The organism is Mesorhizobium kowhaii, assembly GCF_042431665.1.
Classification (GTDB): Bacteria; Pseudomonadota; Alphaproteobacteria; order Rhizobiales; family Rhizobiaceae; genus Mesorhizobium; species Mesorhizobium kowhaii.
The window spans coordinates 44,818-65,468 of the sequence record NZ_JBHLYT010000176.1; the positions used below are offsets into that span (position 1 = coordinate 44,818).

A 20,651-nucleotide genomic window follows, 5' to 3' on the forward strand; every position below is an offset into this window, starting at 1 on the left:
TTACAGCGCTCTTTGCGCCGGTCCTGCAATATGTTCTCGCTGAACGCCAAGGAGGCCGCCAGTGTTCCTGCCCAATCGCAATGCCTTGCACCGCCAGCCGCTCGACCCGGCCGATTCCGAAACGCTCGGGGTTGCCGGGGCCGACACGGTCGAGCGTTTCCTTGCCCGCCGCGACAATCACCGGCAGACGCCGTTGCATGCGCTGCCGGCGCTCGCTGCCGAGCTCGGCATCGGTGCGTTGCATGTCAAGGATGAGGGCTTTCGCCTCGGCCTCGGCAGCTTCAAGGCGCTGGGCGGCGCCTATGCTGTCTTCCGTCTGGTGCTGGAAGAGGCAAGCCGGTCGCTTGGTCGGCCTGTCGATGTGGCCGATCTCAATCAACCGGATGTTCGGGCAGTTGCCGCGACGATGACGGTTGCCTGCGCCACCGACGGCAATCATGGCCGCTCGGTCGCGCAAGGTGCGCAACTCGTTGGTGCGCGTGCGGCGATCTTCGTCCACGCCGGCGTCAGCGAGGAGCGTATCGCCGCCATCGCTCGCTATGGCGCCGAGATGATCCGCGTCGACGGCAATTATGACGACTCGGTCAGGCAAGCCGCTCAAGTTTCGGATGAGAAGGGCTGGACCGTGGTGTCCGACACCTCGTGGCCGGGCTATGAGCGCATTCCCGGCCTCGTCATGCAGGGCTATACGGCTATCGTGCGCGAAGCGCTGCGCCAGCTCGGCGAACCGCCAACCCATGTCTTTGTGCAGGCCGGTGTCGGCGGCATTGCCGCCGCGGTGGCCGGCCATCTCGCCATCGTGCTCGGCGACGCCAGGCCGTCCTTCATCGTGGTCGAGCCCGCGCGTGCCGCTTGCGTTTTTGCAGCCGCCCAGGCCGGGCGCCCGGTCAAGGTTGCGCATGGCCAGCCGACCGTGATGGCGATGCTTGAATGCTACGAAGCCTCTCCGGTCGCCTGGCGGGTATTGGCGCGCGCCGCCGATGCCTTCATGACGGTGGATGATGACGAGGCCATCGCGGTGATGCGGCGGCTGGCGCGGCCGGGTGCCGGCGATCCGGTGATCGTCGCCGGCGAAAGCGGCGGCGTCGGCCTTGCAGGGCTGATCCGGGCGGTGGCCGACAACCAGGTCGACCTCGGACTCGATAGAAAATCCCGGGTGCTGGTGATCAACACCGAAGGCGCCACCGACCCATATCGCTATGCCGAACTGGTTGGCACGAGCCCGGCCGATGTGCTGGCCGGCAAGATGCTTGCAGGAGCGGCGTTGTGATCGCGGTCGACGCACAGCGCCTGCTTGGCCGTATCCGCGAACTCGGCGCTGTTGGTCGGGACAGTGAGGCAGGCTGGTGCGCCTTGCCGCCTCCGATGCCGACCGGCTGGGCCGCGACCTCCTCGTTGGCTGGCTGAGGCAGGCTGGGCTCGATATCGCAATCGACCGGGTCGGCAACATTTTCGGCATCTGGCAAAGCCCGGACAATGCCGGGCAAGCGCCACTGGTCGTCGGCTCGCATATCGACACGGTCATCGATGCCGGCATCTATGACGGCTGCTACGGCGTGCTTGCCGGGCTGGAGGTGATCGAGACCCTCAAGGCATCAGGCTTTTCGCCGTCGCGCCCGGTCGTGGTCGCCGCCTTCACCAACGAGGAGGGCGTGCGCTATACCCCCGACATGATGGGCTCACTGGTGCATGCCGGCGGCATCGGCGTCGAGACGGTGCTGGCGGCTGTCGGCACCGACGGCAGCGTGCTCGGGCAGGAGCTTGCTCGCATCGGCTATGCCGGTGACACAGAACCCGGCTTCCTCAAGCCGCACGCCTATCTCGAACTGCATATCGAGCAGGGGCCGGTGCTTGAGCGCGAAGGCGTGCCGATCGGCGCGGTGGAGAATCTGCAAGGCATCTCCTGGCAACGCATCACCATCGACGGCGTCGCCAACCATGCAGGCACCACGCCGATGTCGATGCGCAGCGACGCCGGCCATGCCGCCGCGCGGGTCATTACTTACCTGCACGACCGGGCCAAGGGTTCGAACACGCCTATGGTGGCCACCGTCGGCACGATGCGTTTCGAGCCGAACGCCATCAACGTCATTCCCTCCCAAGCCGTCTTCACGGTCGATCTGCGCGATCCCGATGAGCAGCGCCTGCAGGCGGAGGAGGCCGCGCTTGCTGCCTATCTCGAGCAGCTTGCCGCCGCCGCAGGCGTGACGATCTCGGTCGAGCGGCTGGCCCGCTTCGAGCCGGTGATCTTCGACATCCGCATCGTCGAACTGATCGAGGCCGCCGCGAAAAACCGCGGTCTCGGCGTCAAACGCATGACGTCGGGCGCCGGCCACGATGCACAGATGATGGCACGTATCGCGCCGGCTGCGATGATCTTCGTGCCGAGCGCCGGCGGCATCAGCCACAGCCCGCGCGAGCACACTGAGGATGCCGGGCTTGTTGCCGGTGCCAACATCCTGCTTGATGTAGTCACAGACCTTGCAAAGTAGGTCAGGAGGGGCAGAAGGAATGTCCGAATTTGATCGTGACGCGCTGAAGCGGGAGATGATTTCCTGGCGGCGCGACTTGCACGCACATCCGGAGTTCGGCTTCGAGGAAAAGCGCACCGCGGCCTTCGTCGCCGCCAAGCTGCGCGAATTCGGCCTCGACGATGTCACCGAGGGCGTCGGCGGCACCGGCGTCGTCGGCACGCTGAAGCGTGGCACCGGCAACCGTGCGATTGCACTCAGGGCCGACATGGATGCGTTGCGTATCACCGAGCAATCCACCGCGCCCTACCGATCCGGCAATCCCGGCATCATGCATGCCTGCGGCCATGACGGCCACACCGCCATGCTGCTCGGCGCGGCAAAGCTGCAGGCCGAAGAAGGCGGTTTCGATGGCACCGTGCGTTTCGTCTTTCAGCCGGCCGAGGAATGGGGCAAGGGCGCGCTGGCTATGCTCGACGATGGCCTGATGCAGCGCTTCCCTTTCGACGAGATCTTTGGCCTGCACAACATGCCCGGCCTGCCTGTCGGGCATTTCGAGACCCGCGCCGGCCCGATCATGTCGGCCGAGGACAATTTCGAGATCGTGCTGAAAGGGCTAGGCGGCCACGCCGCGCGGCCGCATTCGGGGAACGAAACTCTGGTCGCCGCCTGCGCGCTGGTCACCTGTCTGCAGACCATCGTCTCGCGCCGGTTAAGCCCGGCCGACATATCTGTGGTGTCGGTGACCGAGCTGATCACCGACGGCACCCGCAACGCACTGCCCGGTCTTGCCCGCATTCTTGGCGATGCCCGCAGCTTCCGTCCCGAGGTCAGCGCCGAGATCGAGCGGCAGATGCGCATCATCGCCTCTGGCACCGCTGCCGCCTACAATGTCAGCGCCGAGGTCAATTACACACGCGAATTCGTGCCGCTGCACAATGACGCCGAACTGGTGGACCAGGCCTTTGCCGCCGCCAGAAACGTCTTCGAGCCCGGCAACATCGCCGTCGCCCGTGAGCCGATGACCGCCTCGGAGGATTTCGCCCGCTTCCTCGACCATGTGCCGGGCTGTTTCGTCTTCCTCGGCAATGGCGAGACGTCGGCGTCGCTGCACAATTCGAGCTACGACTTCAACGATGACGGGCTGCTGTTCGGCACGAATTTCCATGTCGCAGTGGTCAGGCAAAGACTCGAAGCCGGGAGATGATCGCGGTTTGATTGCCAAGCCGCCGCTGGCCCAAACACCATCGCTATCGACAGCCAGCTCCCGAGGTTATTGGACTCCCCCAGTTTCTATTGAACTCCCGTCGACGGAGATCGGGCGCCGATGACCAGGATTTCGCTTCTGGGAATTCCCCACGACGACAACTCGTCCTGCTTCAAGGGGCCGGCGCAAGCGCCTGCCCATATCCGTCCCGAATTGTTCTCCGATGCCTACAGCATGTGGAGCGAAACCGGTTTCGATCTGACCGACAGGCTTGTCGATCATGGCGACATCGGCTTCGACGTTGCAACCGATCCATGGGACCTGATCGAAAGCGAGGTTGGGCGAGTGCTGGAGCCGGGCGATCCGCTGATCTGCCTCGGCGGCGACCACGCCATTTCCTGGCCGATACTGCGTGCGGTGCGCCGCCGACACCCCAGCCTGACCATTCTGCACATCGACGCGCACCCCGATATGTATGATGCCTATCAGGGCAATCCGCGCTCCCACACTTCGCCCTTTGCCCGCATCATGGAAGAGCGGCTTGCCGACCGCCTCATCCAGGTCGGCTTGCGGACCGTCAACGACCATCATCGCGACCAATTCAAGCGCTTCGGTGTCGAGGTGATCGAGGCGGCGCGATTTGGCGATGGTCTGCAGCTCGATCTCAAGACGCCGGTCTATATCTCGATGGACCTCGACGGGCTCGACCCGGCCTTTGCGCCAGGTGTCTCGCACCGCGAACCCGGTGGTCTGACCACCCGTCAGGTCATCAGCCTGATTCAGTCGGTCAACCAGCCGATCGTGGCCGCTGATATCGTTGAATTAAACCCGCCTCGCGACATCGCCAATCTGACCGCCATCGTGGCGGCAAAACTCCTCAAGGAGATTGCCGGGATGATGGTCAAGACACGCGCGTGACGGGCCGGCGACCAGCAGTTCGTGTGGATCGGTACGCTTTTAACGAAGACAATCGCCCGATGACGCAGGGGAAAGACTCAGCTAACCTCTGGTGTGCGGCGGACCTTTTATCCGCTTGGCCGGCGCTTCATTCCTCCTCCCAAGCGGCGCCGGCCTTCTTCTCCAAAAGTTCTCTTTGCTGACGATCTGAGCGCCAGAGGCGGCGCGAGGCGGGCACGAACTTCGCAATGCGAAGTTCCACTCCAGCGTCTCGATGAACGCGTCACCGAAATACCGGAGAAATGGGCGCATCAGCGGAAGCTGTCGCCTGCCCTCGATCTTTACCGCGCGGTCAAGCCGGTCGACAGGGGGAACCAAATGCCGTTTCCTCGGTTGGTCCTGCTCCAATGGAGTATTGCAACCATGTTCCGTCTGCTTGTCGCCAGCGCTTTGGCCTATGTCACCTATCGTATCACCAGGAAGATGGTCGAAGACGTGCCCGACACTGTCGACCCGCTGCTGGTGCCGCCGTCGCGATATGATCGTGAAGCCTTGCGCCGGCAGTCAGTGGCGATGGGGATCGACCCGCAGCGCTAGGGTGATCCTTCACACGCGCCAATACATCCCTCGCATCGACGTTGCGAACAAAGCAGAAACGATGCTTGATGGGCGATGAACCTCGCCACCTCTGATTCGACCTTTATGGAAGCGACCGTCCAGCCTGCCTATCTCGCCCGGCTGAACGACGCCCAGCGTGTCGCCGTCGAGCATGGCGACGGCAAGATCGCCGGGCCGCTGCTGGTTATTGCTGGCGCCGGTTCGGGCAAGACCAACACGCTGGCGCACCGCGTCGCCCATCTGATCGTCAAGGGGGCCGATCCGCGCCGCATCCTGCTGATGACTTTTTCGCGCCGCGCCGCGTCCGAAATGGCCAGGCGCGTCGAGCGCATCGCCGGCGAAGTGCTCGGCCGCGACGCCGCGGTGATCACCGATGCGCTGACCTGGGCCGGCACCTTTCACGGCATCGGTGCCCGGCTGCTGCGCGACTATGCGTTGGAGATCGGCCTTGACCCGGCCTTCACCATCCACGACCGCGAGGATTCCGCCGACCTGATGAATCTGGTCCGGCATGAGCTGGGGTTCTCGAAGACAGAGGCGCGCTTTCCCACCAAGGGCACCTGCCTTGCCATCTATTCGCGTGCCGTCAACGCGCAGGCGCCGCTGGGCGAAGTGCTGGGGTCTGCCTTTCCCTGGTGCGCCGGCTGGGCGGAGCAGCTGAAGCAGTTGTTCGCCGGTTACGTCGAGGCCAAGCAGGCGCAGAACGTCCTCGATTACGACGACCTGCTGCTTTACTGGGCGCAGATGGCGGCCGAGCCCGAAATAGCGGCCCATCTCGGTGGGCGTTTCGACCATGTCCTGGTCGACGAATACCAGGACACCAATCGGCTGCAGGCCTCGATCCTCATGGCGTTGAAACCCGACGGCGCCGGGCTGACCGTGGTTGGTGACGATGCGCAGTCGATCTATTCGTTCCGTGCCGCCGAGGTGCGCAATATCCTCGACTTCCCAAAACAGTTCGCGCAGGCCGCCGACGTGGTGATGCTGGAGCGCAATTACCGCTCGACCGAGACCATTCTGGCCGCCGCCAATGCGGTGATCGGCGAGGCCTCGGAGCGCTTCACCAAAAACCTGTGGTCGGAGCGCAAATCAACCGACAAGCCAAGACTGGTGAGCGTGCGCGATGAGGTCGAGCAGGCCAATTTCGTCTGCGATACCATTCTGGCCGAACGCGAGGCCGGCACGGCGCTGAAATCCCAGGCGGTGCTGTTTCGCGCCTCGCACCACAGCGGTCCGCTGGAGATCGAGCTGACCCGGCGCAACATTCCTTTCGTCAAGTTTGGTGGCCTGAAGTTCCTCGATGCCGCCCACGTCAAGGATGTGCTGGCGGTGCTGCGCTTTGCCGAAAATCCGCGCGACCGCGTCGCCGGTTTCCGCGTGCTGCAGCTCATGCCGGGCATTGGCCCCTCGGCCGCCGCACAGATCGTCGAGACGATGACCACTGCGCTGGATGAGGCCATGGGCCTTGCCGGCTGGCGCCCGCCGCAACGCGCGGCCGATGACTGGCCGGGCTTCGTCGCGCTCTATTCCGGTCTGCGGGCGGCCGCCAAATGGCCGGCCGACCTCGAACAGGTCAGGCTCTGGTACGAGCCGCACCTGGAGCGCATCCACGAGGACGCGATCACGCGCCGGGCCGACCTTTTGCAGCTCGAGCAGATCGGCTCGGGCTATGCGTCGCGCGAACGCTTCCTCACCGAGCTGACGCTCGACCCGCCGGACGCCACCAGCGACCAGGCGGGACCGCCGCACCGTGACGAGGATTATCTGATCCTGTCGACCATCCATTCGGCCAAGGGCCAGGAATGGAAGAATGTCTTCGTGCTCAACACGGTCGACGGCTGCATTCCGGCCGATCTGGGTGTCGGCACCAAGGAGGACATCGAGGAGGAGCGCCGGCTGCTCTACGTGGCGATGACTAGGGCCAAGGACAATCTCAACCTGGTCATGCCGCAGCGCTTCTTTCCGCACGGCCAGGCGGCGCGCGGCGACCGTCACCTCTATGCCTCGCGCACCCGCTTCATCCCGGCTTCGATCCTTGCTGCCTTCCAGCAGGTCTCGTGGCCGAGCGCGAAAGCGGCACCGGGCAGGGCACCCCGGCCGGAGGTGCGCCTCGACATTGGCGCGCGCATGCGCGGCATGTGGAAATAGCCGCGGGATAGCGCCATGCCCCAACCACCGGTCAGGATCGCCATCGCGGGTGCGCTGGGCCGCATGGGCCGCCAGATGGCGGACGCCGTGCAGGCCGATGCGCGACTGGCGCTCGCCGCCCGCTTCCATCGGCCGGGCATTTCCGGCGAAGGTCTGGTGAGCCGCGACGAGGCGCTTGCCATGGCCGATGTGGTGATCGACTTCACCACGCCGGCCGCCTCGGCTGATCTGGCAAGGTCTTGCGCCGACCGTGGCGGGCCAGCCCTGGTCATTGGATCGACAGGCTTCGATGCCGACGAGTTGGCGACCATCGCCGATGCCGCGAAAACCATCGCCATCGTCCGCTCCGGCAGCTTTTCGCTAGGGCTGAACATGCTGGTCGGATTGGTCGAGCAGGCGGCGCGAGCGCTAGATCCCGGAGACTGGGATGTCGAGATCGTCGAGGCGCATCATCGCCACAAGATCGATGCGCCGTCTGGCACTGCATTGATGCTGGGACAAGCCGCGGCCAGCGGACGCGGCATCGAGCTGGGTGTCGCAAGGCGCGTTCGCGATGGCGTCACCGGCGCACGGCCGGCCGGCGAGATAGGCTTTGCGGTGATGCGTGGTGGCAGCATTGTCGGCGAGCACAGCGTCAGCTTCTGCGCCGAGGGTGAGGCCGTGACCTTGTCGCATTCGGCCGGCGACCGCATCATGTTCGCCCGTGGCGCCATCGCCGCGGCCCTCTGGGTGGCCGGGCGCCCGCCCGGTGAATATGACATGCGCGACGTGCTGGGACTGGGTGACCGAGCGAGGCGAACGGACCGCGACGCGATCGCGTGATTAGCCAAACGAACTGTTGCTGATCCTCGTTTTCGGCAACTTGCTCTATCCAGATCATGATCGGCCAGCATCGGCTTACCGATCCGTAAGGTTTGCGGTGACTTTCGGGACGGCCTTGAAAGGTGGATGAAAGGTTGGTGCCATAAGTGTAGGGCGCGCTCCATATTTGTCGCGGAAAGCGATGGGAGAGAGAGGGGCGCGGGAAACGAACAAAGGGAAGAGGCCATGTCGCTCGCGCGAATACTGCTTGATTCAGCCGCCACAACCGCACTCGTCGCCACCATGGCCTTGTCCGCGCCGTCTGCGCGCGCCGACGAAAAAGTTTCCATCATGGTCGGCGGCTATGAGAAACAGATCTATCTGCCCGCCAAGCTGACCGAAGCGCTTGGTTACTTCAAGGACGAGGGTCTCGACGTCGAGTTGCTGAATGAACCGGCCGGCGTCGATGCCGAAAACGAGATGCTCGCCGGTGCCGTGCAAGGGGTTGTCGGCTTCTACGATCACTGCATCGACCTGCAGGCAAAGGGCAAATTCGTCGAATCCATCGTCCAGTTCAGCCAGGCGCCGGGCGAGGTCGAGCTTGTTTCGACGAAACACCCGGAGATCAAATCGCCTGCCGACTTCAAGGGAATGAGCCTGGGCGTGACCGGTCTAGGCTCATCGACGAATTTTCTTACGGAATATCTCGCCGTCAAGAACGGTTTGAAGCTCGGTGACTTCACCTCGGTTCCGGTCGGCGCCGGCACCACCTTCATCGCCGCCATGCAGCAGGACAAGATCCAGGCAGGCATGACGACCGAGCCGACGATCACGCGACTGCTGAAGACCGGCGAAGCGTCCGTTCTCATCGACATGCGCACGATGGAAGGCACCAAGGCTGCTCTCGGCGGCACCTACCCGGCCGCCTCCCTCTATATGCAGACCGATTGGGTCGAAGCGCATAAGGACATCGTGCAGAAGCTGGCCAATGCCTTCGTCAAGACGCAGAAATTCATCAACACCCATACGGGCGCCGAAATCGCCGACAAGATGCCGAAGGACTATTATGTCGGCGACAAGGAGGGCTACGTGAAGGCCCTCGATGCAGGCAAGGCAATGTTCACCCCCGACGGGATTATGCCTGAGGGCGGCCCGGAGACGGTGCTGACGGTGCTTTCAGCCTTCAAGAAGGAACTGCAGGGCAAGCAGATCGACCTCTCCAAGACCTACACCTCGGAATTCGTCAAGAACGCCAAGTAGCCGACCGTGCCGGCGCGATGAAGGCATCGCGCCGGCAATCGTCAGTTCTCAACGTCCGGGCGGCTCTGCCCGACGGCGTGCGTCCGCTCGAACCCGGAGTTTCACCATGGCCCATGACAAGACCACACCAGCGATTGAACTGATCAATGTCAGCAGGCGGTTCCTCTCACCCACCGGCAAATCGCTGACGGCACTGCGCGATTTCACCATGACCGTCGAGCGCGGCGAATTCGTCGCCGTTGTCGGTCCGACCGGTTGCGGAAAATCCACTACCCTCAACCTTGTCACGGGGCTGGCAAGCCCAAGCGCCGGCGAGGTTCGTGTCATGGGCGCCCCCGTCACGGGAATAGACCCGCGCATCGGCTTTGTTTTCCAAAGTGACGCCCTGTTTCCCTGGCGAACCGTGATCGAGAACGTGATGGCCGGCCCGCTCTTTCGCGGCAAGGCGAAGTCGGACGCCACCGCCGCGGCACGCGACTGGCTTGCCCGCGTCGGCTTGTCGCGTTTCGAGCAGCATTATCCGCATCAGCTTTCCGGCGGCATGCGCAAGCGCGTGGCGTTGGCCCAGACCTTCATAAACGGCCCGGAGATCCTTCTTATGGACGAGCCGTTTTCAGCGCTTGATGTGCAGACACGCGTCTTGATGCACGAGGAACTGCTGCGCCTGTGGTCTGAGGCAAAGGCTTCGGTGGTCTTCGTCACGCATGACCTTGAGGAGGCGATTGCGCTCGCCGACAAGGTCTATGTCCTGACCGCCGGGCCGGCCACCGTAAAGTCGGTCTACACCATCGATCTGCCGCGCCCGCGCGTGGTCGCCGATATCCGCTACGACCAGAGCTTCATCAATTACTCGCGCACGATCTGGGCGGACCTCAAGGAAGAGGTCGAAACCAGCTATGCGCGCGCCGCAGCCTGAGGGAGGAACGCCATGACCGATGCTGCCATCGACATCAGCGCAGGAGCTTTCAGGCCGGGCACTTCGGACGCGGAAATCGAGGCGGCCGCCGCGAAGGCGACACGGCACCGCCGCCGCACCGTGATATTCTGGCGGGTCGCCATTCTGGTCGCCTTTCTCGGCCTGTGGGAAATCGCCGCGCGTCAAGCCTGGATCGATCCGTTCTTCTACGCAATGCCGAGCGCAATCGCGCAGCGGCTGTACGAATGGACGACAGAAGGAACGTCCGAGGGGCCTCTGTGGTACCACCTCTATGTCACCATGGAGGAATCGGTCATCGGCTTTGTGACCGGCTCGGTTGCCGGTATCATCATCGGCGTCGCGCTCGGCCGCAACCGGATGGCCGCCGATATCTTCTCCATCTACATCAAGGTGATCAATTCCATCCCACGCGTGGTTCTGGCGCCGATCTTCATCATGATCCTCGGCCTCGGCCTCGCTTCGAAAGTGGCGCTTGCCTTCGTGATGGTTTTCTTCGTTGTCTTCCACAATGCCTTTCAGGGCGTGCGGGAAGCCGACAGGGCAATGATCGCCAACGCCCGTATCCTCGGCGCGTCCAACTGGCAGTTGACCCGTTCGGTGATTGTCCCTTCGGCGATGAGCTGGATCTTCGCCAGCCTGCATGTCAGCTTCGGCTTTGCCATCATCGGCGCGATCGTTGGCGAGTTCGTCGGCTCACGTTACGGCATCGGCCTGCTGATCAACATCGCCAAGGGATCCTTTGACGCCGCCGGCATGTACGCTGCGATCGTCATCGTCATGGTGGTGGCACTCGGTGCCGAATATCTGATGACCATGGTCGAGGATCGCCTGGCGAAATGGCGTCCCCAGCCCCTGCATGAGACGCAGTGAGCGGCGACATACGCTAGCTGCTCGCCAGCGGCAGCCGCACTTCAACCACCAGACCGCCGGTCGCGCCATCCCCGAGGGTGACGCGGCCGCCGGCATTTTCGACGACCTCGCGCACGATGGCGAGGCCAAGCCCGCTGCCTTCCTCGGTCGAACCGGCAATGCGGTAGAAGCGCTCGAACACGTGGTCTCGCTCGTCCGCCGGGATGCCGGGCCCGTCGTCGGCGACCGTCAGCACGGCTTCGTCGTCAACGGCCGTCAGCTTCACCGTGACGCTGCCGCCGGCCGCCGAGTAGCGCAATGCGTTGTCGACAAGGTTGACGATCATCTCGCGCAGCATGGTGCCGTCGCCAATGACCGGCACGGGGCCGGCCTCCTCGAGGCCGAGATCGATGTTGCGACCGATCGCCGTCGGCGCCTGCGTTTCCAGCACGTGGCGGGCGGCTTCGGTCAGGTCGATACGGTCGGCGCGCGGCCGCCGGCTGCCTGGTTCTGCCCGTGACAAGGTCAAGAGCTGTTCGGCCAGCCGCGCCAGCTTGCCGGAGCTTGCCTGCAGCGCCACCAGGGCTTCCTGACGAGCGTCGGCGGCACTTTCGCGAAGCGCGTAGCTCGCCTGTGTCGACAGCAACGCCAACGGTGTGCGCAACTGATGTGCGGCATTGGCGATGAAGCGGCGCTGCGCCGCCATCTGCGCCCGCACCCGCTCCATATAGGCGTTCAGCGCATCGATCAGCGGTCGGATCTCGCTTTGCGCGCCTGGCACTTCGACCGGGTCGAGGTCGCTGCGGCTTGGCGAGCGCACCGCGTCGCGCAGCCGGATCAAGGGCGCAAGGCCGCGGTGCAGGCCCAGCAGGACGAACAAGCCGGCAATCGCCACCAACGCCAACTGCTGCGCAAAGGCGCCAAACCAGAGACGCCGCACCAAGGCATCGTGTCCGGCAAGCGTGACGCCAACGGTAACGGTGATCGGCGAGTCGTCTCCAGCGCCGACCACTGTGTGGCTGAAGGTAAGCAACCGCAGCCGATGGTCGCGATAGGACGCCTCTGTGTTGGAGGACTTCGGTGCCTCCGGCAGGTCCGGATAGCCGGTCAGCAGCCGCCCTCCGGCAGTCTTGACATGGTAGTAGACGCTGTCGCGATCACCGGTGTCGAACATCTCGATTGCGGCCGGCGGTATCGTGGCGTCGAGCACGCCGTCGGTCACGGCGACACGTTCCGCGATAGCGCGCGCCGAGCCCATCAGCATGCGATCGGTGACAAGATCCGCGGTTGCCAGCGCGTTGCCGTGGCTGGTCCACAGATTGATGGTGGCGAGCCCGACGAGCGGCAGCACCACCCAGGCCAGAAGCTGCAAGCGAAGACTGTTAATCCTCATGGCGCAGGAGATAGCCGAGGCCGCGCAGTGTGACGATACGGACCCGCGACCCTTCGAGCTTCTTGCGCACACGATGCACATAGATCTCGATGGCGCTGGGGTCGGCATCGGTCTCGAAATCGTAGATCGCCGCCGACAGTGCCGCCTTGCTCACCGTGCGTCCGGCCTTGACCATCAGTTGTTCAAGCACCGCATGCTCGCGCGGTGTCAGGGCCAGCGTTTCGCCGGCCAGCGAAAACAGCCGCGTGTTGGTGTCGAAGACGAGATCGCCGCAAGCAACGACAGGCGCGGTGCGGTCATTGGCACGGCGCAGCTGCACACGGATGCGCGCCTCCAGTTCCTCGATCTGGAAGGGCTTCGCCAGATAGTCGTCGGCGCCTTCATTGAGGCCTTTGACCCGGCCGTCGAGACTGGCATTGGCGGTCAGCACGATCACCGGCACCCGGTTGCCGCGCGCCCGCAGCATGCGCAGCACTTCCAGGCCGCCCATGCGAGGCAATGCCAGGTCGAGGATGACAAGCGCGTGGCCGCCGGCGGCCAGCGCGTGCTCGACATCCTCGCCGTCATGGACGACGTCGACGACATAGTTCGCCTGACGCAGGGTCTTGCCCAGCCAGTCGGCCAGTTCGCGATTGTCTTCGACGAGCAGCAGCCGCATTTCTATCGCTGTCCTGGGAAGCAGGTCACCCGGAATTCCATCTGTTGTTCGACCGGCACAGCGAGGTCACGCCCGATTGATGATCGTGCACAAGCGATAATATCGATCGATCGGCAAGGCAAATGCTCGGACCGACGGACACCGTCAACCGCCGCCTCCATCTGCGACAGGTTGGAATCCGCAAAAACAGAGCCGGGTTGTCATTCTAGCGGACGCAAGCGCCGACTATCAATCGAACCAGTCGGTTCAATTTATCTTGACGGACCGTGATGAGATGGTGAACGCGGGTTCAGCGAACGACCGTACAGTTTGCCGAGTGCATCTGATAACCGTCTGATATTGATAAAGAAAATTTTGACCGCTTCAGCTGCTGGCCCCGTTTCAAGGTCTGGATTCGGAGCGCGATGGAACATCTTCGTGATTGGAAGTCGGCGAACGAAAAACCCATTTCGGTGTGGTCCGAGCGACGCGAAATTCCTCCCAAGGGCACGCCACTAGACGGACTGAACGAAGAACTCTGGAGTAAAGAAAATGACCAAGATCGCTCTTACCGCCGCCGCCATCCTCGTTGCTACGGGCACTGCTTTTGCCGGCAGCGACCACTATGGTTCCGACAATGTCAACCAGCCGGCCGTGGCCGTGCCCGCTGGTAAAATCGACCACAGCTTCACGGCTTCGATCCGCAAGCCGGTCGAGTACCACGGCTTCAAGCTGACGCCCGATTCGGACCAGCCGGAATCCGGCCAGGGCATCTGGGGCCGGTAAGCCGGCGTCTGTCCGAACCATCCCAAACCAGAACCATCAATCCTCAATCAGGAGTATTTGAAATGACCAAGATCGCACTCACCGCCGCCGCCATCCTCGTTGCCACGGGCACCGCCTTTGCCGGCAGCGACAACTATGGCTCCAGCAATGTCAACCAGCCGGTTGCCGGCCATTCGGTCTCCAACATCGACACCACGCACACTGGCTCGATCTTCAAGTCCGAAAAGGCGCAGGCTGACGCCAATGCCAACGTGCCGGCTCCGTCTGGCCAGGGCATCTGGGGCCGCTAATCTACGACGCAGGCCTTGATTACAAAGAGCGGTGGGCTTGGCCCGCCGCTCTTGTTTTTTGTGCACAAGGATAGCCACCAGCTGCCGCGTACACTGGGCGAGCCGATCTTCGCAGTCGGCAAAAAAATTCAGTGTCCAGGAATAAAGCCTAACTGACTGGGGTCTTGTCCTTAGCGGAACCGTCCTCCCAAGACGCCGCCTAACGGAAGAACCAGGAGACTTGAAAATGAACAGGATTACTCTCGCCGCCGCCGCCATCCTCGTTGCCACGGGCAGCGCTTTCGCCGGCAGCGACCACTATGGCTCCAACAATGCCGACCAGACGGTTGCCCCGGTTGCCAGCGTCGATCATGCCATCATTGGCGCGGTCAGCAACACCGATATGGCTGGGTACAAGGTTGCCGAGCCCAAGACGAAAGCCACCACCGACTTGCCCGAATCCGGTCAGGGCATCTGGGGCAACTGATGTCTCGAGCAGGGTGCACGGCAGGTTGCCCGTCACACCTGTCCTGCACCCCTAACCTAGATCCCTCGGCCCCAGACAATGCGTCAGCCGGGCCGAGGACAGGCCGGACCAGTCGCCCTCGAAGACGAAGCGTGCAAGGGCTGCGGTCGGGAATTTTTCCGCGATCCTCTTGCGCGCCTTGGCCTCCGAGCCTGATCCGGCAAGCTGTTTGGCCAGATCTTCCAGACCCGGATTGTGGCCGACCACCAGCAAGCTGCCGCTCGAAGCGTCGGCCTGATGGATCAGATTCAGAATATCCGTTGCCGAAGCATCATAGAGCGCCTCTGCGAACGCGACCCGGGGATGCGCAGGCAGCTCCGCCGCCACCAGTCGCCAGGTATCGCGGGTTCGCAGCGCCGGCGACACCAGGACCAGATCCGGCAGCCAGTCGCGCGTCGCAAGCTCGCGCCCCATCAACTTGGCGGCCTTCAACCCGCGCCCGGCGAGCGGCCGGTCGAAATCATCGAGGTCAGGGTCGTCCCAACTCGATTTGGCGTGGCGAAGCAAGGCAAGCTGTTTCATCAATTTGATCCCGACCAGGGAATATCGGCATGAAAATCTCTGCCATATCCACCGCCGTGCTTTGTGCCGGCTTCGATATCGAAAGCCGCTGCCAACTGGCCGTAGATGAATAGGCCGACACGCCGTTCACCCTTGTCCCATTTAACAGTGATGTCCGCTTCGGTGATTGGCCAGGCTCCAGATCGAATGTGTATTGTGCCGATGATTGGCCCGACCGTTTTGCTCTGCATTTCGCAGAGGTAAAAATATGCTGTGGCGTTTTGCTGGTCTCCAGCCTGGTCATATTCGAAGACCCCGGCAAGGTCGCCTTTGGTCCGGACCGCGCTATCGAAGAGGTCCATTGACCCAATCTCTCAAGGCGTGATGCGCGCCAAATGCTCGAGGTCGGCTTCCTCGCGCAGCGGGTCGGGTGCCATCACCACCGAGGTGCCGTTGTCGGCATCGTCGGCAAAGTGGGCAAGCACGGTGCGGCCGGCCTCCATGCGCGCCTTGCCTTCGGCGACCAGCCCCAGCGCCAGCGGATAGAGCCGGTGCTCGGCCTTCAGCACACGGGCAGCCAGCGCATCCGCATTGTCGCCGACCATCACCGGCACGGCCGCCTGCGCGATGATCGGGCCATCGTCCATCTCGGACGTGACGAAATGCACCGTGCAGCCATGGATGCGCATGCCGGCGGCCAGCGCGCGTGCATGGGTGTCGAGCCCTTTGAACGCCGGCAGCAGGGCAGGGTGGATGTTAATCATGCGGCCCTGCCATTTCTGGACGAAGCCGGGCGTGAGGATGCGCATATAGCCGGCGAGCGCCACGATCTCGGCTTGGAATGCCGTAAGCGCTGCGTCGATCGCCGCGTCATGCGCCTGCTTGCTGCCATGGTCGGCGCGGGAGATGACCTGTGTGGCGATGCCGCGCGCCTTGGCCACACCGAGGCCGGCAGCGTCGGCCTTGTCGGAAATGACGCCGACGATCTCGGCCGGGAAGGCCGGGTCGCTGGCCGCCGCGATCAGTGCGGTCATGTTGGAGCCGCGTCCCGAAATCAGGACAACGGTGCGTTTCCTCTGCGCGCTCATAGGCCGATCGAGCCCCGGTAGATGACGCCGGCGTTGCGGCGCGGCACGATGCGGCCGATCGGCGTCACCGTCTCGCCGGCTTCCTGCAGCACGGCGGCGACCTGCGCCGCCTGGCCGGAAGCGACCACCAAAATCATGCCGATGCCGCAATTGAAGGTGCGCATCATCTCTTCCGGCGCCACACCACCGGTCTTCGCCAGCCACGAGAACACCGCTGGGACGTCGATCGCCTCGAGGTCGAGCTCGGCCGAAAAATCCTTGGGCAGCACGCGCGGAATGTTTTCAGGAAAGCCGCCGCCGGTGATGTGGGCCAGCGCCTTGATGCCATGCGTGCCGCGTATGGCCTTGAGGATCGACTTGACATAGATGCGGGTCGGCTCGAGCAACGCCTCGGCCAACGTCACCTCGTCGTTGAACGGCGCCGGATCGCTCCAGGCGAGGCCGCTGACGGCGACGATGCGGCGCACCAGCGAAAATCCGTTCGAGTGCAGGCCCGAGGAGGCGAGCCCAAGCAGCACGTCGCCCTCGACAATGTCGTCGGTGGGCAGCAGTTGCCCGCGTTCGGCCGCGCCTACCGCAAAGCCGGCGAGGTCGTAGTCGTTGCCGTGATACATGCCGGGCATTTCCGCCGTCTCGCCGCCGATCAGCGCGCAGCCGGCCTGCTGACAGCCCTTGGCAATGCCGCCGACGATCGCGGCACCCTGGTCGGGATCGAGCTTGCCGGTGGCGAAATAGTCGAGGAAGAACAGCGGTTCCGCACCTTGCACGACGATGTCGTTGACGCACATGGCGACCAGATCGATGCCGATCGTGTCGTGCTTGCCGGCATCGATGGCGATCTTCAGCTTGGTGCCGACGCCGTCATTGGCAGCCACCAGCACCGGATCGGTGAAGCCGGCCGCCTTGAGGTCGAACAGGCCACCAAAGCCGCCGATCTCGCCATCGGCACCCGGCCTGCGTGTGGCGCGCACCAGCGGCTTGATCTTCTCGACCATGAGATTGCCGGCATCGATATCGACGCCGGCTTCGGCATAGGTGAGCCCGTTCTTGCGCATGCCCGTTTTGGGCTGGCCCGTTTTGGGCTGGCTTGTGTCGCGCTTGCTCATCGCAATTTTCCTGCTCGTTTGCGGGCTCTTCGCATGAACGGTTTCGGTCCGCAAGGATGACGGACGGGATGCCGGAGTTTTGCCCCCTGATAAAAAGCGTGGAGAGCGGGTTTTTCGGCGGCGGTAGCGCCCCTTGTGTGAAATCCCCCCTGTCCTTGCTTTTATCGGGGGCAAAACCCCGTACCTCCGTCTGCGCCTTCACCCCTTTGCATCCTTGTGTCTGGCTGTTGTTGGTGCTCTGTTGCTTCGCATCAGGCGTCCGGGGGACAGGCCATGCTCAATCCGTCGCAACAGATCATGAGGCTAGGCTTTGGATTCGCCGTGTCACAGGCGTTGCGCGTAATTATCGAACTCGGCATCCCCGATCTCCTGGCTGTCAGCGAGCAGTCGGTGGATGAACTAGCGGCTGCCACTAAGTCGGATGCTGACGCGCTTTATCGTGTAATGCGACTTCTCGCGCCGGAAGGCGTCTTTAGGGAAGTACTGCCCCGTCATTTCGAATTGACGGAGGTCGGCGCCGTGCTGCGCTCCGATCAGCCGGGTCCCCGTGACTTCGTCCGCATGATCAACAGTGAGGCCTATCTTGCCTTCGAGCAGCTCCTGCATTCTGTCCGCACCGGAAAGCCAGCCTTCGATAAGGTGTTCGGGTGCCCAAGGTTTGACTGGCTGTCGGAACACCCGGAGCAGGCTGCCTTGTTTCAGCGTGCCATGGTCGCCTTGAGCCAAGGCAGTAACGAGGCCGTTGCCGAAGCTTGTGACTTCAGGCCGTTCACAAGGATCGTCGACGTTGGCGGCGGACATGGTCAGCTTCTCTCGGCGATCCTGGCCCGCAACCCCCATTTGAGCGGCGTGCTTTTCGATCTGCCTTCGGGCGTCGCGGCAGCACGCCAGGGTACCGGAGGCGACCTGCCGCGCACCGAATTTATCGCAGGTGATTTCTTTGAAAGCGTTCCCACCGGTGACGTCTACGTCATCAAGAAGGTCGTTCACGATTGGGACGATGGGCGTGCCGCGGAGATCCTGCGAAATTGCCGCAAGGCAATGTTGCCGAACGGAAAGGTGCTTGTGGCCGAGACCCTCGTGCCGCCAGGTGACGAACCGAACCAGATCAAGGGTATCGACGTGGTCATGCTCGCCGTCACTGGCGGCCTGGAGAGGACGCAGGTCCAATATGCAAGCTTGTTCGACGCCGCTGGGCTACGCCTTGATCGAGTGATTCAGACCCGAGGACCCATTTCCATCCTTGAGGCGTCTGCAGTCTAACCAGAGAATATCTCAATGTGAGCCTAGGTCGCGGTGCCTCGCTGTCCAGCTACCTTTGCTATGTGTGGCGCTTCTCCCTTGCACCCACCCTCCGTCTCCATCATCTATCAGCCAGCAAACCCGACAGGCACGCATTTGACCATCCCCAATCTGATCACCATCCTGCGCCTTGTTCTGGTGCCAGCGGTGGTGCTGGCGATGCTGCAGGCGCGCTGGGACTGGGCCTTTGCCGGGTTCCTCATTGCCGGCATTTCCGATGGCGTCGACGGCTTCATCGCTCGCCGTTTCAACCAGCAGTCCGAGCTCGGCGCCTATCTCGACCCGATGGCCGACAAGCTGCTGCTGGTTTCGGTCTTCGTCGTCATGGGCTTCATCGGGCAATTGCCGCTGTGGCTGGTCGTCACCATGGTGTCGCGCGACGCGCTGATCGTTTGCGCGGTTGTGTTGTCGTCCGTCATGGCCCATCCAGTCGAGATGAAGCCGCTTTTCGTGTCGAAGGCCAACACCGCCATCCAGATCGTGCTAGCGGCGGTTGTGCTGGGCGAACTTGCCCTTGCTGTTCACCTCGACCCGCTGCGGCCAGCCCTCATATTGCTGTCCGGGGTCTTGACCGTGGCTTCGGCCGCGGCCTATCTCGTGGCTTGGCTGAGGCATATGAGCGGCTATGGCGAAGGCTCCAATCCGGACATCTGAGAGAGAAGCGGCGGTGATCGAGGCTGCGGCTGCCGATCTTGCCGCGTCCTCCGCTTTCCGCCGGCAGATTTTCTTCTGGCTGGCCGGCGCGGCCGTGCTCGCGCTTTTCCTCTATGTCTTCAGTGCCATCCTGTTACCCTTCGTTGCCGGCATGGTGCTTGCCTATTTCCTCGATCCGGTCGCCGACCGGCTGGAGCGGCTCGGCCTGTCACGCGTCATGGCGACGGTGGTCATCCTCATCACCTTCCTCATCGTACTGGTGCTGGCCTTCGTCATCCTCATTCCGGTGCTGGCGACGCAGATGGCTGATTTCGCCGGCAAATTGCCGGAATACCTGACCCGGCTGCAAAGCCTGATCACGTCGTTTGATCCGAAATGGCTGGAACAGAAATTCGGCGTCAACGCCAATGGCTTGCGCGACGGGCTGAATTCGCTGCTGACCTCCGGGTTCGGCCTGATCACCACGGTCTTCACTTCGATTTGGAGTTCGGGCGTGGCGCTGGTCTCGGTGGTCAGCCTGTTCGTGGTGACGCCAGTGGTTGCCTTCTACATGCTGCTCGATTGGGACCGCATGGTGGCGGTCATCGACAGCTGGGTGCCGCGCGACAATGTCGCGACGGTGCGCGCCATCGCCAAGGACATCAACACCGCAACGGCCGGCTTCGTGCGCGGCCAGGGCACGCTGTGCCTGGTGCTGGGCGCGATATATGCGACCGGGCTGACGCTGACCGGGCTGAATTTCGGCATCCTCATCGGTCTGTTCGCCGGGCTGATCTCCTTCATCCCCTATGTCGGCTCGCTCACCGGACTGGTGCTGGCCGTCGGCGTCGCCTTCGTCCAGTTCTGGCCGGATTGGACGATGATCGTCGCCGTCGCGGTGGTGTTCTTCATCGGCCAGTTCATCGAAGGCAACATCCTGCAGCCACGGCTGGTCGGCAAGAGCGTCGGCCTGCACCCGGTATGGCTGATGTTCTCGCTGTTTGCCTTCGGCGCGCTGTTCGGCTTCGTCGGACTGCTGATTGCCGTGCCGGCCTCGGCGGCAGTTGCCGTGCTGGTGCGGTTTGCCATAGCTCGCTATCTCGAATCGCCGCTCTACAAGGGTCACGGCAGCACTGCGCCGGAACTCCCGACCGATCGGCGCAAGGCCATCAAGCCATGATCCGGCCGGTGACCAGGTGTCTTGCCGGGCCGTACGGCTGAG

General features: G+C 63.3%; 21 protein-coding genes and 1 pseudogene. 16 read left to right on the top strand and 6 right to left on the bottom strand.

Annotation, left to right across the window (positions count from 1 at the left end; genetic code table 11):
• The first annotated feature begins 61 nt into the window (after nucleotides 1-61).
• From ACFFNA_RS37175 to ACFFNA_RS37220, 10 genes and pseudogenes are all read left to right on the top strand, one after another.
• Nucleotides 62-1,270 carry a diaminopropionate ammonia-lyase gene (locus ACFFNA_RS37175; protein ID WP_378925047.1) on the top strand — a complete coding sequence of 403 codons (1,209 nt, stop codon included), beginning with the start codon at nucleotides 62-64 and terminating at the stop codon, nucleotides 1,268-1,270.
• A pseudogene (locus ACFFNA_RS37180) lies at nucleotides 1,267-2,492 on the top strand (Zn-dependent hydrolase). The gene ACFFNA_RS37175 and the pseudogene ACFFNA_RS37180 overlap by 4 nt, the downstream one beginning before the upstream one ends.
• Nucleotides 2,493-2,511: 19 nt before the next feature.
• On the top strand, nucleotides 2,512-3,678 hold the full coding sequence (locus ACFFNA_RS37185) for a M20 aminoacylase family protein (RefSeq protein WP_378925049.1): 1,167 nt from the start codon (nucleotides 2,512-2,514) through the stop codon (nucleotides 3,676-3,678).
• Between the two features lie 120 nt (nucleotides 3,679-3,798).
• Nucleotides 3,799-4,596, top strand: a complete 798-nt coding sequence (locus tag ACFFNA_RS37190; protein ID WP_378925051.1) for an agmatinase family protein — start codon at nucleotides 3,799-3,801, stop codon at nucleotides 4,594-4,596.
• A gap of 402 nt (nucleotides 4,597-4,998) precedes the next feature.
• Nucleotides 4,999-5,172 (top strand): hypothetical protein, encoded by a 174-nt coding sequence (locus tag ACFFNA_RS37195; RefSeq protein ID WP_111549290.1) that lies wholly within the window; start codon nucleotides 4,999-5,001, stop codon nucleotides 5,170-5,172.
• 75 nt (nucleotides 5,173-5,247) lie between these two features.
• Complete coding sequence (locus ACFFNA_RS37200) at nucleotides 5,248-7,341, top strand: ATP-dependent helicase (RefSeq protein ID WP_378925053.1); 2,094 nt, start codon at nucleotides 5,248-5,250, stop codon at nucleotides 7,339-7,341.
• Nucleotides 7,342-7,356: 15 nt separating this feature from the next.
• Nucleotides 7,357-8,163 carry a 4-hydroxy-tetrahydrodipicolinate reductase gene (gene dapB, locus ACFFNA_RS37205; RefSeq protein WP_378925055.1) on the top strand — a complete coding sequence of 269 codons (807 nt, stop codon included), beginning with the start codon at nucleotides 7,357-7,359 and terminating at the stop codon, nucleotides 8,161-8,163.
• A gap of 282 nt (nucleotides 8,164-8,445) precedes the next feature.
• Nucleotides 8,446-9,402, top strand: a complete 957-nt coding sequence (locus ACFFNA_RS37210; RefSeq protein WP_378925565.1) for an ABC transporter substrate-binding protein — start codon at nucleotides 8,446-8,448, stop codon at nucleotides 9,400-9,402.
• 106 nt (nucleotides 9,403-9,508) lie between these two features.
• Nucleotides 9,509-10,318, top strand: coding sequence for an ABC transporter ATP-binding protein (locus tag ACFFNA_RS37215; RefSeq protein WP_378925057.1), 810 nt, complete (start codon nucleotides 9,509-9,511; stop codon nucleotides 10,316-10,318).
• Nucleotides 10,319-10,330: 12 nt separating this feature from the next.
• Complete coding sequence (locus ACFFNA_RS37220) at nucleotides 10,331-11,209, top strand: ABC transporter permease (protein ID WP_378925059.1); 879 nt, start codon at nucleotides 10,331-10,333, stop codon at nucleotides 11,207-11,209.
• Nucleotides 11,210-11,222: 13 nt separating this feature from the next.
• Here ACFFNA_RS37220 and ACFFNA_RS37225 read toward each other — a convergent pair whose 3' ends face one another.
• Nucleotides 11,223-12,581: a sensor histidine kinase gene (locus ACFFNA_RS37225; protein ID WP_378925061.1), complete on the bottom strand. Its 1,359-nt coding sequence runs from the start codon at nucleotides 12,579-12,581 to the stop codon at nucleotides 11,223-11,225.
• Complete coding sequence (locus ACFFNA_RS37230; RefSeq protein WP_378925063.1) at nucleotides 12,571-13,239, bottom strand: response regulator; 669 nt, start codon at nucleotides 13,237-13,239, stop codon at nucleotides 12,571-12,573. The genes ACFFNA_RS37225 and ACFFNA_RS37230 overlap by 11 nt, the downstream gene beginning before the upstream one ends.
• Nucleotides 13,240-13,770: 531 nt before the next feature.
• Between ACFFNA_RS37230 and ACFFNA_RS37235 the strand changes: the two genes are divergently transcribed.
• The 3 genes from ACFFNA_RS37235 to ACFFNA_RS37245 all read left to right on the top strand — a co-directional run bounded on the left by ACFFNA_RS37235 (nucleotide 13,771) and on the right by ACFFNA_RS37245 (nucleotide 14,760).
• The gene (locus ACFFNA_RS37235) at nucleotides 13,771-14,004 is read left to right on the top strand and encodes a DUF680 domain-containing protein (protein ID WP_111549298.1); all 234 of its coding nucleotides are present in this window, start codon (nucleotides 13,771-13,773) and stop codon (nucleotides 14,002-14,004) included.
• 62 nt (nucleotides 14,005-14,066) lie between these two features.
• Complete coding sequence (locus tag ACFFNA_RS37240; RefSeq protein ID WP_111549299.1) at nucleotides 14,067-14,294, top strand: DUF680 domain-containing protein; 228 nt, start codon at nucleotides 14,067-14,069, stop codon at nucleotides 14,292-14,294.
• A 226-nt stretch (nucleotides 14,295-14,520) separates the two neighbouring features.
• Complete coding sequence (locus ACFFNA_RS37245; protein ID WP_378925066.1) at nucleotides 14,521-14,760, top strand: DUF680 domain-containing protein; 240 nt, start codon at nucleotides 14,521-14,523, stop codon at nucleotides 14,758-14,760.
• Between the two features lie 51 nt (nucleotides 14,761-14,811).
• Here the strand turns inward: ACFFNA_RS37245 and ACFFNA_RS37250 are convergent, their stop codons facing one another.
• The 4 genes from ACFFNA_RS37250 to purM are packed head-to-tail and all read right to left on the bottom strand — an operon-like array spanning nucleotide 14,812 to nucleotide 17,494.
• On the bottom strand, nucleotides 14,812-15,321 hold the full coding sequence (locus ACFFNA_RS37250) for a SixA phosphatase family protein (protein ID WP_378925068.1): 510 nt from the start codon (nucleotides 15,319-15,321) through the stop codon (nucleotides 14,812-14,814).
• Nucleotides 15,321-15,662, bottom strand: a complete 342-nt coding sequence (locus tag ACFFNA_RS37255) for a hypothetical protein (protein WP_378925070.1) — start codon at nucleotides 15,660-15,662, stop codon at nucleotides 15,321-15,323. The genes ACFFNA_RS37250 and ACFFNA_RS37255 overlap by 1 nt, the downstream gene beginning before the upstream one ends.
• A 12-nt stretch (nucleotides 15,663-15,674) precedes the next feature.
• Complete coding sequence (purN, locus tag ACFFNA_RS37260) at nucleotides 15,675-16,388, bottom strand: phosphoribosylglycinamide formyltransferase (RefSeq protein WP_111549303.1); 714 nt, start codon at nucleotides 16,386-16,388, stop codon at nucleotides 15,675-15,677.
• Nucleotides 16,385-17,494 (bottom strand): phosphoribosylformylglycinamidine cyclo-ligase, encoded by a 1,110-nt coding sequence (purM, locus tag ACFFNA_RS37265; RefSeq protein WP_378925072.1) that lies wholly within the window; start codon nucleotides 17,492-17,494, stop codon nucleotides 16,385-16,387. The genes purN and purM overlap by 4 nt, the downstream gene beginning before the upstream one ends.
• A 273-nt stretch (nucleotides 17,495-17,767) precedes the next feature.
• On the opposite strand from purM, the gene ACFFNA_RS37270 reads away from it, so the two are divergent.
• The 3 genes from ACFFNA_RS37270 to ACFFNA_RS37280 all read left to right on the top strand — a co-directional run bounded on the left by ACFFNA_RS37270 (nucleotide 17,768) and on the right by ACFFNA_RS37280 (nucleotide 20,609).
• Nucleotides 17,768-18,757, top strand: a complete 990-nt coding sequence (locus ACFFNA_RS37270; protein WP_378925074.1) for a methyltransferase — start codon at nucleotides 17,768-17,770, stop codon at nucleotides 18,755-18,757.
• Between the two features lie 135 nt (nucleotides 18,758-18,892).
• Nucleotides 18,893-19,450, top strand: a complete 558-nt coding sequence (locus ACFFNA_RS37275; RefSeq protein WP_111549306.1) for a CDP-alcohol phosphatidyltransferase family protein — start codon at nucleotides 18,893-18,895, stop codon at nucleotides 19,448-19,450.
• Entirely contained in the window at nucleotides 19,422-20,609 is a 1,188-nt protein-coding gene (locus ACFFNA_RS37280; protein ID WP_111549307.1) for an AI-2E family transporter, read from the top strand. Before ACFFNA_RS37275 ends, ACFFNA_RS37280 begins: the two co-directional genes overlap by 29 nt.
• The last annotated feature ends 42 nt before the right edge of the window (nucleotides 20,610-20,651 follow it).